The organism is Bradyrhizobium sp. (genome assembly GCF_030697065.1).
In the GTDB taxonomy this organism is placed as follows: Bacteria; Pseudomonadota; Alphaproteobacteria; order Rhizobiales; family Xanthobacteraceae; genus Bradyrhizobium.
In genome coordinates this window covers 1-12,358 of record NZ_JAUYQU010000123.1, presented here as the reverse complement: position 1 = coordinate 12,358, position 12,358 = coordinate 1, and the positions used below count along the sequence as shown (strand labels likewise).

The following is a 12,358-nucleotide window of genomic DNA, read 5'->3' as shown; positions in this document are numbered from 1 at the left end:
CAGAGGGCGCGGGGAATGCCGGGCGCCCGATGCGCCCGATAGCCACGTGTGCAATGGGTAGAGGTAGAGCGCACACGCGTTGTCAGGTCACACCGGAATCACCCGGCACTCCCCGCGCGATGGTTTTTACTTATACGTGGTCTCCCCGGTGATCGGCTTTCTTGCCACCGTCACTTGCGGGACTGACCGCAAGCTTGACACCAGCACCGAGGTGTCAGGACCGCACGATTTCGCATCCGTTTCAGGCACTCTGGTCAGGAGCGCCATCCACGTCCACCGCATCCCCGTCCCGCACTGGTGACCTTGCGCAACGCCCCTTGGAATGGGACGGGATGGCGAGACATATAGCCTGATCATGATTTCTGGTAAACAGAATTATTTTTGCGCGAGGGGCTTGACATGAATTCTGGTAACCCGAACTGATTTGCCCGTCGGGTCGATGTGTTGAATTGGCCCAGCAATTAACCCTCCGTCGCCCCGGCCTCCGAGCCGGGGCCCATACGCCGTGTCCTCACGGTGCGGCACAAGCCCGAGACCTCGCGAACAAAGTCCACTGGTGGCTATGGGTCCCGGCTCGGGGGCCGGGACGACGGCGGTGATGGGGTCACGCCGCGCGAATATTCGCCATGAAGCGGTCGAGCTCGCCGCGCAACCGGGTGCTTTCGCTCGACAGCGTCTTCGCGGAGTTCAGCACTTCCTCGGAAGCGGAGCCGGTTTCGGTGGCGCCGCGATTGACCTGCATGATGTTCGCCGCCGCCTGCTGGGTGCCCTGGGCGACGGTCTGAACGCTGCGCGCGATCTCCTGCGTCGCCGAACCCTGCTGCTCCACGGCGCTGGCGATCGAGGCGGCGATGTCCGAGATCTGGCCGATGGTGCCGCCGATCTCCTTGATGGCGGCAACCGATTCCTGGGTCGCGCCCTGCATGCCCAGGATGTGCGACGAGATCTCGTCGGTCGCCTTCGCGGTCTGGCTGGCGAGCGATTTGACTTCGGCGGCCACGACGGCGAATCCGCGGCCGGCGTCGCCGGCGCGGGCGGCCTCGATGGTGGCGTTCAGCGCCAGCAGATTGGTCTGCTCGGCGATCGCCGTGATCAGCTTGACCACGTCGCCGATCTCCTGCGCGGCACGCGACAGTTTGCCGATGCGGCCATCGGTCTGCCGGGCCTGGGTCACCGCCGCGTCCGCGATCTTGTTGGATTCGCGCACCCGTCGCCCGATCTCGTCGACGGAGGCGGAGAGCTCCTCGGTCGCGGTGGCGACCGATTGCATGTTGCTGGAGGCTTCTTCCGATGCGCCGGCCACCTGGCTGGACAGGCTCTGGGTGGTCTCCGCGGTGCGCGTCAGCGTCCCGGCCGCGGATTCGAGCTGCACCGCCGAGGCCGACACGTTGGAGACGATGGCGCCCACGGCGGCCTCGAAGTCGTCGGCAAAACGAATGAGTTCGGTGCGGCGCGCGGCGCTGCTGGCCTTGTTCTGCGCTTCATGGGTCGCGGCATCGCGCTCGGCCTTGGCGATCGCCTGCAGCTTGAATGCCTCCACCGCGCCCGCCATCTCGCCGATTTCGTCCTTGCGCCCGAGGCCGGGCAGCACGACGTCGAAATGGCCCCCCGCCAGTTCGCGCATCGCCTTGCACATCGCCGTGATCGGCCTGGAAATTCCCCTACCCAGCAGCAACGCCCATACCGCGCCGAGCAGGAAGCCGCCGGCCGCCAGCATCAGAATTAGCCGCTCGGTCTCGCCGATCAGCGCGTTAGTTCCGGACTCTATTCTTTGCTGATCGGACACCAGGTCCGCCTTCAAGGCGCTCGCGCCCTGCATGATCGCGGTCGCCCTCTCCGTCATCCCCGCGGTTTGTTCGACGATGGATTTCGAATTGTCGATCAGCCGGGTCAGGGCCTGCTTGTATTCGCCGAGCAGCGCGGCAGCTTCCTTGAGGCCTTCGACGATCTTGACGTTGCTCGAAAGGATCATGCCGAGCGCGTTATCGACGAATCTGAGCCGCGCCAGCGCGCTGGCGGCGACCGTCGGGTCGGAATTGACGACGAATGTGTTGGTGAGCGCCGTCACCGCCTGGAACTGATCACTGACCGTCTTGGCGCCGAACTGGATCGATTGCTGTTCCGAATCGTCGGCGTTGCTGGGGAGATCGTCGAGCTTGTAGCGCAGCATATTGGCGCTGCGCATCAGCTGGTTCTGCGTCAACTGCGCGCTTTCCTGCCTGGTCGCGAGAATCCCGGCGAACAGCTTGCTGAAGTTCTGGAATTCCTCGCCGAGCCGCGCGACCTGCTGGCGGCGCGCCGGATTGGTCGTGCCCTTCATCGACTGGTCGATGGCGTCCCTCAGGCGGGACTCGGCGGCCAGCGCCGCCTTGCCGTCGTCTTCCTTGCCGGTCACCACGAAATACCGCGCCAGCGCCTGATAGGAGATCAGCTCGCGGTCGATGTTGCGCGCCAGATCGGCTTCCGAGACGCTGTGGCGGTAGCTGGCGACGCCCGCCGCGACGCGCTCGAACCCGAAAAAGGCAATGCCCATGCTGGCCGCCGAGATGGCGAGCGTGACGGCAAAACCGAGGATGATTTTGGCGCGAAGCCGCAAGGTCGGGAGTTTTGAAGGGTTCGAGGCCGATCCGCTACGCTCAGACATTCCCACCGCAACCCCCATCTCTTTCCCAAAGGCGGGCTCGGTGGCGCGAACGCCCGATCCCGTGCCGAAAAATAGGGCAGAATGGATAAGGGGCGGTAAATTCGGTCCCGTAGATAGGTGTCGGCTTATGCCGCGCGGGCTTTCGGGGCGGCCGGCGGAGCCAGGACCTTCCAGTCGGGGGACAGTTGCAGCCGGGGTTCGGTCAATTCCTGCAGCTTTTCCAGCGTCATGCCCGGAATCAATTCCAGCACGATGAGGCCTTGCGGCGTCACATCGATCACCGCGAGGTTGGTATAGATTCGCTTGACGCAGCCTGCCGCCGTCAGCGGATAGGTGCACGCCTTCAGGATGCGCGGCTCACCCTTCTTGCTGGTGTGCTCCATGATGACGCGGATCGCCCGGGCGCCGACCGCGAGATCCATCGCGCCGCCGACGCCCGGCGGGAACGCGGGGTCTTCGGTGGTCCAGTTGGCGAGGTCGCCGGTTTCGGACACCTCGAAGGCGCCGAGCAGGCTGACATCGAGGTGGCCGCCGCGGATCATCAGGAAGGCGTCGGCGTGATGGACGAAACAGCCGCCGGCGACCAGCGTCGTCAGGTTCTTGCCGGCGTCGACCATATAGGGGTCTTCCTTGCCGGGCGCAGGTTTCGGCCCCATGCCCAGAATGCCGTTTTCGCTGTGGAAGATCACCTCGCGCCCCGGCGGCACATAGCTCGCCGCCAGCGTCGGGATGCCGATGCCGAGATTGACATAATCGCCTTCCCTTAAATCCTGCGCGGCGCGCCATGCCATTTGTTCGCGGTTCAGAGGCTCCGGGGTCATGCGCTTGCTCCGACAACGACCACGCGGTCGACGAAAATACTGGGGGTGACGACGGCTTCCGGATCCATCTCGCCGAGCTCCACCATTTGGTCGACCTCGACCACGGTCAGATCGGCGGCCATCGCCATCACCGGATTGAAATTCCGCGCCGACTTGATGTAGCTGAGATTGCCCCAGCGGTCGGCCTTGTTGGCCTTTATCAATGCGACGTCGCCCTTCAGGGGCTTCTCGAACACATGCAGCCGGCCGTCGATTTCGCGGGTCTCCTTGCCCTCCCCGAGCTTCGTTCCCGCCGAAACCGGCGAGAAGAAACCGCCGAGACCGGCGGCATGGCAGCGCATGCGCTCGGAAATGGTGCCCTGCGGCAATAATTCCAGCTCGAGGCTTTTGGCACGGTAGGCGTTGAGGAAGGCGCTGTAGTCGCCGGAACGCGGAAACGAGCAGATCACCTTGCGGACCCGGCCGGAGCTGATCAGCCGGGCCAGCCCGTAATCGCCATTGCCGGAATTGTTGGCGACGATGGTGAGCTCCCTTGCACCCTGTTCGTGCAGGGCCTCGAGCAGGTTATCGGCGACGCCGACGGCGCCGAATCCGGCCACCAGCACCGTGGAGCCATCGCGAACCCCGGCTACGGCCTCGGCGGTGGTCTTGACCTGTTTGTCGATCACTTCGAGGCTCCCTTGGGGTTGTTCAGGGCCAATAGAGCATCGGGCTTTTGGGAGAAAGGCACAATTATGCATGGGGATGCGCGCCAAGCCCACGCTGTCGTCCCTGCGAAAGCAGGGACCCATGATCCCCGGAGCCAGTTGAGACAAACGACGTCGACCGTCCCCGCCCCAGTAGAGAAATCACGCGGTATGGGTCCCTGCGTTCGCAGGGACGACGGGAAACACGACATCACAATGACCACCCCGACCAAAATCCTAGTTGCAAAGTTCCGGCTGCGTGCTTCTAATTAGAACAATTAAAAATCATCGGGAGGTATCACGCGTGTCTACCATCAAATTGACGGTGAACGGCAAGGCTGTGTCGGTCGAGGTCGAGGACCGGACTCTCCTCGTCCATCTCCTGCGCGAGACGCTGAACCTGACCGGCACCCATGTCGGCTGCGACACCAGCCAGTGCGGCGCCTGCGTCGTGCATATCGACGGCCAGGCGGTCAAGTCCTGCACCGTGCTGGCCGGACAGGCCGCCGGCGCCAATGTCACCACCATCGAGGGCATCTCGAAGGGCGACGAACTGCATCCGATGCAGGCCGCATTCCGCGACAATCACGGCCTGCAGTGCGGTTACTGCACGCCGGGCATGATCATGTCGTCGATCGACATCGTCAACCGCCATGGTGGCAAGCTCGACGAGGAGACGGTGCGGCACGAGCTGGAGGGCAACATCTGCCGCTGTACCGGCTACCACAATATCGTCAAATCGGTGCTCGACGCCGCCGGCCGCATGAAGGTTGCGCAGGCGGCGGAATAGCCCGCGCCTGCACGATCCGAGCTTCGAAATTCAGAAAACCGACTGCCGACGCGCCCTCACAAATCCGGCGCTGACGATGCGGTCCGACAGGGAGATATCCGATGGGTGTTGAGGGCATTGGCGCCAGCGTTGTGCGCAAGGAAGACCGGCGTTTCATCACGGGCCGCGGCCGCTACGTCGACGACATCAAGCTGGTGGGCCTGACCCACGCACATTTCGTCCGCAGCCCGCACGCGCATGCCAAAATCAAGAGCATCGACATCGCGGCGGCGGAGAAAATGCCCGGCGTGGTCGGGGTGCTGACCGGGCAGCAGATCGTCGACGACAAGGTCGGCAACCTGATCTGCGGCTGGGCGATCACGTCGAAAGACGGCACCGGCATGAAGATGGGCGCGTGGCCGGCGATGGCGCCGGAAATCGTGCGCTTTGCCGGCCAGGCGGTCGCGGTAGTGATTGCCGAGACCAAGAACCAGGCCCGGGACGCGGCGGAAGCGGTCGTCGTCAACTATGAGGAACTGCCGGTTGCGTCCGATATCCGCGCCGCGATCAAGGAGGGCGCGCCGCAACTGCATCCGGAAGCCCCCGGCAACGTGATCTACGACTGGACCATCGGCGAGGAAGCTGCCACCGACGCCGCCTTCAAGGCGGCGGCCAACGTGGTCTCGCTCGACATCACCAACAACCGGCTGGTGCCGAACGCGATGGAGCCGCGCGCGGCGATCGCGGAGTACAACGACGCCGAGGAGCATTTTACGCTCTACACGACATCGCAGAACCCGCATGTTGCGCGCCTGGTGCTGTCGGCGTTCTACAACATCGCGCAGGAGCACAAGCTGCGGGTGGTGGCGCCCGATGTCGGTGGCGGCTTCGGCTCCAAGATCTTCATCTACCCCGAGGAAATGGTGGCGCTGTGGGCCTCCAAGAAGGTGAACCGCCCGGTGAAATGGACCGGGGACCGCTCCGAAGCCTTCCTCACCGACGCCCATGGCCGCGATCACCTCACCAAGGCCGAGATGGCGTTCGACAAGGACAACAAGATCACGGGATTGCGGGTCAAGACCTACGCCAATCTCGGCGCCTATATGTCGCTGTTCTCCTCCTCGGTCCCGACCTATCTCTATGCGACGCTGCTGTCGGGCCAGTACAACATCCCCAACATCTTCGCCGAGGTGATCAGCGTCTACACCAACACCACCCCCGTCGACGCCTATCGGGGCGCCGGCCGGCCTGAAGCCAGTTTTGTCGTCGAACGTCTGATGGAAACCGCGGCGCGGCAATTGAAGGTCGATCCGGCTGAATTGCGCCGCAAGAATTTCATCACCACCTTCCCGCACCAGACGCCTGTCATCATGGCCTACGACGTCGGCGATTTCGGCGCCTCGCTGGATTCGGCGATGAAGGCGATCGACTATGCCGGCTTCCCCGCCCGCAAGGCGAAGGCCAAGACCGAAGGCAAGCTGCGCGGCATCGGGATCTCCTGCTACATCGAGGCCTGCGGCATCGCGCCGTCGAAGGCGGTCGGCAGCCTCGGCGCCGGCGTCGGCCTCTGGGAATCCGCCGAGGTCCGCGTCAATCCGGTCGGCACCATCGAAATCCTGACGGGATCGCACAGCCACGGCCAGGGCCACGAAACCACGTTTGCCCAATTGGTCGCGGGCCGGCTCGGCATTCCAATCAGCCAAGTCTCGATCGTGCACGGCGACACCGACAAGGTGCAGTTCGGCATGGGTACCTATGGCTCGCGCTCGGCGGCGGTCGGCATGTCCGCCATCTTCAAGGCAATGGAGAAGGTCGAGGCCAAGGCCAAGAAGATCGCGGCGCATCAGCTGGAGGCGTCCGAGGCCGACATCGTGATCGAGAACGGCGAGTTCAAGGTCACCGGCACCGACAAGTCGATCGCGCTGCCGATGGTGGCGCTCGCCGCCTATACCGCGCACAATCTGCCCGACGGCATGGAGCCCGGCCTGAAAGAGGGCGCGTTCTACGATCCCACCAACTTCACCTTCCCGGCCGGCGCCTATATCTGCGAGATCGAGGTCGATTCCGGCACCGGCAAGACCTCCTTCGTCAATTTCGTCGCGGCCGACGATTTCGGCACGCTGATCAACCCGATGATCGTCGAGGGCCAGGTCCATGGCGGCCTCGCCCAGGGCATCGGCCAGGCGCTGCTGGAAGGCGCCGTCTATGACGGCACCGGGCAGTTGATGACCGCGTCGTTCATGGACTACACCATGCCGCGCGCCGACGATCTGCCGTCGTTCAAGCTGTCGCACACCACGACGCTGTGTCCGGGCAATCCGCTCGGCGTCAAGGGCTGCGGCGAGGCCGGCGCGATCGGCGCATCCGCCGCCGTCATCAATGCCATCACCGATGCCATCGGCAACAACAAGCTGGAAATGCCGGCGACACCCGACCGGGTGTGGCACGCCATTCACGGCTGACGACTTCGTCATTCCGGGGCGCCGCATGGCGGCGAACCCGGAATCTGAAACAGGATCAGGCCTCTCGAGAGTCCGGGTTCGCGCCTTGCGCGCCCCGGAATGACGCAAGGGGATCAAAGGGAAAGTTACAGGGAGCAGCACCATGTACGAGACCACCTATCATCGCCCCTCTTCCGTGGATGAAGCGGCAGCGCTGTTTTCCAAAGGTTCGGACTCCAAATATCTCGCCGGCGGCCACACCCTGCTCCCGGTCATGAAGCAGCGGCTGGCTTCGCCGTCCGACGTGATCGATCTCGGCCGGATCAAGGAACTGGTCGGCATCGACGTGTCGGGCGATGCGCTGACCATCAAGGCCGCGACCACCTATTTCGACATCCTGCAGAGCGCTGAAGCCAAAAAGACGATCCCGGCGATCGTGCACCTCACCTCGGTGCTCGGCGATCCGCAGGTGCGCTACCGCGGCACCATCGGCGGCTCGGTCGCCAACAACGATCCGGCGGCGGATTTTCCAGCCGCCGTGCTGGCGCTGGGGGCCACCATCAAGACCAACAAGCGCACGATCGCGGGCGACGGGTTCTTCAAGGGCCTGTTCTCGACGGCGCTGGAGGACGGCGAGATCATCACCGCGATCTCGTTCCCGATTCCCGCCAAGGCCGGCTACTCGAAAATGCGCCATCCCGCCTCGCGCTTTGCCCTGACCGGGGTGTTCGTGGCCCAGACCAAGGCGGGCGAGGTCCGTGTCGCCGCCACCGGCGCCTCGCAGAACGGGGTGATGCGGGTGCCTGTCATCGAGGCCGCGCTGAAAGCCAACTGGTCGGCGGGCGCGCTCGACAACGTCACGATTCCCACCGACGGGCTGCTGGCCGATATCCACGGCTCCTCGGCCTATCGCGCCAATCTGATCAAGGTGATGGCGCAGCGCGCGGTAGCCGCGGCCGGCTGATCGGTTCGCAGCGCCAGAACACAAGTCCCATGCAAGCGGCGCGCAGCGATGCGCGCCGCTCTGCATTTGGTCAGGTTCCAGCCAATCGGCGCTTGCCATATGCTCCGCAAGGCCTGACAATTTAGCTAATCAGCTAATTAAAAAGATGCCTCCCCGGGAGAACGACAACGTGCTCGATAAACCAGCCCCAAATTCCTCCACCCGCATTTCCGGCCCGCTGGCGGGATTCCGCATCGTCGAATTCGCCGGCATCGGCCCCGGCCCGTTCGCCTGCATGATGCTGGCCGACATGGGGGCGGAAGTGGTGACGCTCGACCGGGTCGGCGCCAAAAAGAACATGAAATCGGTAGCGGGGCGCGGACGCAAAGTCGTCGAACTCGACCTCAAGGACAAGGCCGCGGTGGCGCAGGTGCTCGACCTGCTCGTCAATGCCGATGCACTGATCGAGGGCTTTCGGCCCGGCGTGATGGAGCGGCTGGGGTTGGGACCGTACGTGGTGCAGGCGCGCAACCCGCGGCTGGTCTATGGCCGCATGACCGGATGGGGCCAGGAAGGCCCGCTGGCGCAGGCCGCCGGCCACGACATCAACTACATCTCCGTCACCGGCGCGCTGGCCGCGATCGGGCCGAAGGAACGGCCGGTGCCGCCGCTCAACCTGGTCGGCGATTTCGGCGGCGGCGCGCTCTACGTCGTGGTCGGCGTGCTCGCTGCCCTGCTGGAAGCCTCGAAATCCGGCAAGGGCCAGGTGGTGGATGCCGCGATGTGCGATGGCGCGGCGTCGCTGATGTCGATGTTCTTCGACATGACCGCGATCGGGCGCTGGACCGAGGGCCGCGAGCAGAACTTCCTCGACGGCGGCGCGCATTTCTACGGCGTCTATGAATGTTCCTGCGGCAATTTCGTCTCGATCGGATCGATCGAGCCGCAATTCTACGCCCTGCTGCGCCAGCATGCCGGCCTGACCGACGCCGATTTCGACGCGCAGATGGACCGCAAGGCCTGGCCGGCGCTGAAGGAAAAACTGACGGCCGTGTTCAAGAGCAAGAGCCGCGAGGAGTGGTGCGCCATCATGGAAGGCACCGACATCTGCTTTGCGCCAATCCTGACGATGGCGGAAGCGCCAAAACATCCGCACATGGCGGCGCGCAAGATTTTCGTCGAGCGCCACGGCGTGACGCAGCCGGCGCCGGCACCGCGGTTCTCCCGCACGCCCTCTGCGATCCGGGAGCCGGAGGCGGCGGATATTGGTGCACTGACGAACGAGTGGAAGGCGAAGAGGTAGTACCTCCGTCGGCCGGTCTCCACACTTCCGTCACGTATCCGCCAATTGCTGGATCGGCGGTCACACTGTCAACTCATTGATCGGATTTCTTGCGCCGATCGCGCCGCGTCAGCATGACGCGTCCCCCATTGACTTGTCCGAGCCCCGCGTCGAGGCCGGCGCGCGCCGCAGTCCGATCAAATATCGACCTCGATGGTGCGTGCAGGTGGGCGCGGTGGCCTCCCTGTCGCCTTCAGGACAGGGAGGCATCGACAAAGCGAAAACGGAATTTTGCATGGCGTCGAGCCGGTTTCTCAAGCTGCTTTCGCTCATCTTCCTGGTGGCCTCGGCAAGCCACGGCGCGGCCCAGGGCGTCGATCGGCAGACCGCTCCATCCGTCGCCAGTCAACCGGCCGCGGCCGCCGCTCCGGCGTCGTCCCCGTTACAACAGCCCGCGCCGACATCGGCCGCCGGCAAGGCGGCCGATACGGAAGATTTGCAACGGCTCCTGGATACCCTCACCGATGACAAGGCCCGGGGTGAGTTCATCGTGCGTCTGCGCGGCCTCGTCGAAGCGCAGGCCCAGGATGTGCGTCCCACCGAAGGACGCGAGGACTGGTTGGCAGGCGCCACCGAGTCGCTTGGAGATGTATCCAGATCGATTCTCGGATTCGCAGGTCAACTGGAACAACTGCCCGATCTGGGGCAGCGCGCCATCACAAGTCTGTCCGATCCGGCCACGCTTGGATGGCTGTCCGGTGCGATCGCCATGATCGCCGCCGTGCTGGCGGCGGCGTTGCTGGTCGAGTGGCTTGCCAAGCGTCTGCTGGCGCGACCCAGACGCGCCATCGAGGGGCGGAGCAGCACCAGCATGCTCGCGCGCGTGTTCCTGCTGTGCGTCCGGACCGTACTCGACATCCTTCCCATCGTGGCTTTCGCCGCTGCAGCATACGGCGTTCTAGCCGTGGTGGATCTGAGTTTCCTGGTTCGACTGGCCGTCGTCACGCTGGTCAACGCCAATGTGCTTTCTCGCGCCATCATTGCGGCAGGCCGCGCGATCCTGGCTCCCGGCGCGCCGGGACTGCGACTCCTTTACCTCAATGACGAAAATGCCGCCTATGGATTTCTGTGGCTGCGACGCTTCACGCATGCGGGCGTTTACGGCTACTTCATCCTGCATACCGGCTGGCTCCTCGGACTGACGCATCCGGTCTATTCTTCCCTGGGCAATCTTCTCGCCCTGTTCATCGCGGGCATGAGCGTCGTCTTCATCATGCAAAGTCGTCTTCATCATGCAAATTCGCAGCGGCGTCAGTCGCAAGCTGCGCGGACCGGAAACGCCCGACAATGTCGCGCGGCTGCGCAAGCAAGCCGCGGAATTCTGGCACGTGCTCGTCATCGCCTATGTGATAGCGGTCTATCTCGTCTGGGCCATGGGGGTGCCGGGCGGATTTGCCTATCTCGCCCGTGCGTCGCTGATGTCGGTTGTGACGATCGTGCTCGCGCGGCTGGTGCTGGCCGGCCTGATCCGGGGGTTCGCGACCATCTTCGAGCTGAGCGATGAGACGCGGGCGAAATACCCGGGGCTCGAAGCACGCGCCAACCGCTACCTGCCGGTACTTCGCCAGATTCTTCTGGGCATGGTGGTCGCGGTTTCCGGCCTGGCGCTGATCGAAATCTGGGGCGGCCACCCCCTCGAATGGCTCGCTTCGTCCAGCGGGCAGGGCATGTTGGGACGATTCATCGCGATTGGCGTGGTGATGGCGGTCGCGCTGATCATCTGGGAGGTGGGAACGGCCTTCAGCGAACGGATCGCCCTTGGCAACCCCGCATCCGTGCGGCTGAAGACCTTGCTGCCCTTCCTGTTGAACGCATTCCGGATCGTGCTGCTGATGTTTGTCAGCCTGATCGTGCTCTCGGAACTCGGCGTCAACATCGCGCCGTTGCTCGCGGGCGCAGGCGTGTTCGGCCTTGCCCTCGGTTTCGGCGCGCAGACGCTGGTCAAGGACGTCATCACGGGCATTTTCATCCTGGTCGAGAACACCATCTCGGTAGGCGATGTCGTGGAGGTCGGATCGCACAGCGGGCTGGTCGAGAAGATCAGCGTTCGGACGGTTCACCTCAGGGATTTCGACGGCAACGTCCACACCATACCGTTCGGCGAGGTGCAAACCGTCAAGAACATGTCCAAGCTGTTCGCCTATGCCGTGGTCGACGTGACGGTGTCGTATCGGGAAAACATCGACGAGGCTCTCGCCTTGATGGCTGAAGTCGCGGCGGGCATGACCAGGAGCGGCCCGTTGGCTGAAACGATCATCGAGCCGTTCGAGGTCGTCGGTGTCGAGGGTCTGCAGGAATCCGCGGTATGGCTCCGTGGCCGCTTCAAGACCCGACCGCTCGGCCAGTGGAACGTCAAGCGGGAATTCTATCGGCGCATCAAGGCCGCTTTCGACGAGCGGGGCATCGAGATCCCGTACCCGCATCGCACGATCTATCTCGGCGCCGACAAAAAGGGAGCGGCGCCGCCGCTGCATGTCGTCAGCGATCACAAGGCGCCTGCAGCACGGCCCCGCGGGGCCCAACGCACCGGTGCCGCTGCTGCGGAGGGGACCACCGGACCGCTGATCGAGGAGCATCCCGGGGCGCGCGAGCGGAGCGGCGCCGGTGAAGATCTGCTGGTGCTGGAGGAGGCGGATATCGCGAGTCCGACAAGCGCATGGAAGGCGGCGAGGTGATGCCTTCGGCGTCATTCCGGGATGGTCCGAAGGACCA

General features: G+C 64.4%; 9 protein-coding genes. 6 read left to right on the top strand and 3 right to left on the bottom strand.

Annotated elements, in window-relative coordinates:
* Positions 1-604: 604 nt before the first annotated feature.
* From Q8R73_RS10285 to Q8R73_RS10275, 3 genes are all read right to left on the bottom strand, one after another.
* Positions 605-2,644, bottom strand: coding sequence for a methyl-accepting chemotaxis protein (locus Q8R73_RS10285; protein ID WP_305719438.1), 2,040 nt, complete (start codon positions 2,642-2,644; stop codon positions 605-607).
* A 125-nt stretch (positions 2,645-2,769) separates the two neighbouring features.
* On the bottom strand, positions 2,770-3,465 hold the full coding sequence (locus Q8R73_RS10280) for a 3-oxoacid CoA-transferase subunit B (RefSeq protein ID WP_305719437.1): 696 nt from the start codon (positions 3,463-3,465) through the stop codon (positions 2,770-2,772).
* Positions 3,462-4,133: a 3-oxoacid CoA-transferase subunit A gene (locus tag Q8R73_RS10275; protein WP_371126072.1), complete on the bottom strand. Its 672-nt coding sequence runs from the start codon at positions 4,131-4,133 to the stop codon at positions 3,462-3,464. Before Q8R73_RS10275 ends, Q8R73_RS10280 begins: the two co-directional genes overlap by 4 nt.
* A gap of 322 nt (positions 4,134-4,455) precedes the next feature.
* Here Q8R73_RS10275 and Q8R73_RS10270 point away from each other — a divergent pair, with 322 nt between their 5' ends.
* The 6 genes from Q8R73_RS10270 to Q8R73_RS10245 all read left to right on the top strand — a co-directional run bounded on the left by Q8R73_RS10270 (position 4,456) and on the right by Q8R73_RS10245 (position 12,321).
* On the top strand, positions 4,456-4,941 hold the full coding sequence (locus Q8R73_RS10270) for a (2Fe-2S)-binding protein (RefSeq protein WP_305719436.1): 486 nt from the start codon (positions 4,456-4,458) through the stop codon (positions 4,939-4,941).
* Positions 4,942-5,042: 101 nt separating this feature from the next.
* Positions 5,043-7,382: a xanthine dehydrogenase family protein molybdopterin-binding subunit gene (locus Q8R73_RS10265; RefSeq protein WP_305719435.1), complete on the top strand. Its 2,340-nt coding sequence runs from the start codon at positions 5,043-5,045 to the stop codon at positions 7,380-7,382.
* A gap of 142 nt (positions 7,383-7,524) precedes the next feature.
* Positions 7,525-8,325, top strand: a complete 801-nt coding sequence (locus tag Q8R73_RS10260; protein WP_305719434.1) for a xanthine dehydrogenase family protein subunit M — start codon at positions 7,525-7,527, stop codon at positions 8,323-8,325.
* Between the two features lie 169 nt (positions 8,326-8,494).
* Positions 8,495-9,607 carry a CaiB/BaiF CoA-transferase family protein gene (locus Q8R73_RS10255; protein ID WP_305719433.1) on the top strand — a complete coding sequence of 371 codons (1,113 nt, stop codon included), beginning with the start codon at positions 8,495-8,497 and terminating at the stop codon, positions 9,605-9,607.
* A gap of 274 nt (positions 9,608-9,881) precedes the next feature.
* Positions 9,882-11,150: a hypothetical protein gene (locus tag Q8R73_RS10250; protein ID WP_305719432.1), complete on the top strand. Its 1,269-nt coding sequence runs from the start codon at positions 9,882-9,884 to the stop codon at positions 11,148-11,150.
* Complete coding sequence (locus Q8R73_RS10245; protein WP_305719431.1) at positions 11,065-12,321, top strand: mechanosensitive ion channel family protein; 1,257 nt, start codon at positions 11,065-11,067, stop codon at positions 12,319-12,321. Before Q8R73_RS10250 ends, Q8R73_RS10245 begins: the two co-directional genes overlap by 86 nt.
* Positions 12,322-12,358 lie beyond the last annotated feature (37 nt).

What these genes read in the sequence shown, in the direction of transcription:
- Q8R73_RS10260 (WP_305719434.1), top strand. Translation starts at nt 7,525, where the DNA reads ATGTACGAGACCACCTATCATCGCCCCTCTTCCGTGGATGAAGCGGCA.
- Q8R73_RS10245 (WP_305719431.1), top strand. Translation starts at nt 11,065, where the DNA reads ATGTCGGTTGTGACGATCGTGCTCGCGCGGCTGGTGCTGGCCGGCCTG.
- Q8R73_RS10285 (WP_305719438.1), bottom strand. Translation starts at nt 2,644, where the DNA reads ATGTCTGAGCGTAGCGGATCGGCCTCGAACCCTTCAAAACTCCCGACC.
- Q8R73_RS10280 (WP_305719437.1), bottom strand. Translation starts at nt 3,465, where the DNA reads ATGACCCCGGAGCCTCTGAACCGCGAACAAATGGCATGGCGCGCCGCG.
- Q8R73_RS10265 (WP_305719435.1), top strand. Translation starts at nt 5,043, where the DNA reads ATGGGTGTTGAGGGCATTGGCGCCAGCGTTGTGCGCAAGGAAGACCGG.
- Q8R73_RS10250 (WP_305719432.1), top strand. Translation starts at nt 9,882, where the DNA reads ATGGCGTCGAGCCGGTTTCTCAAGCTGCTTTCGCTCATCTTCCTGGTG.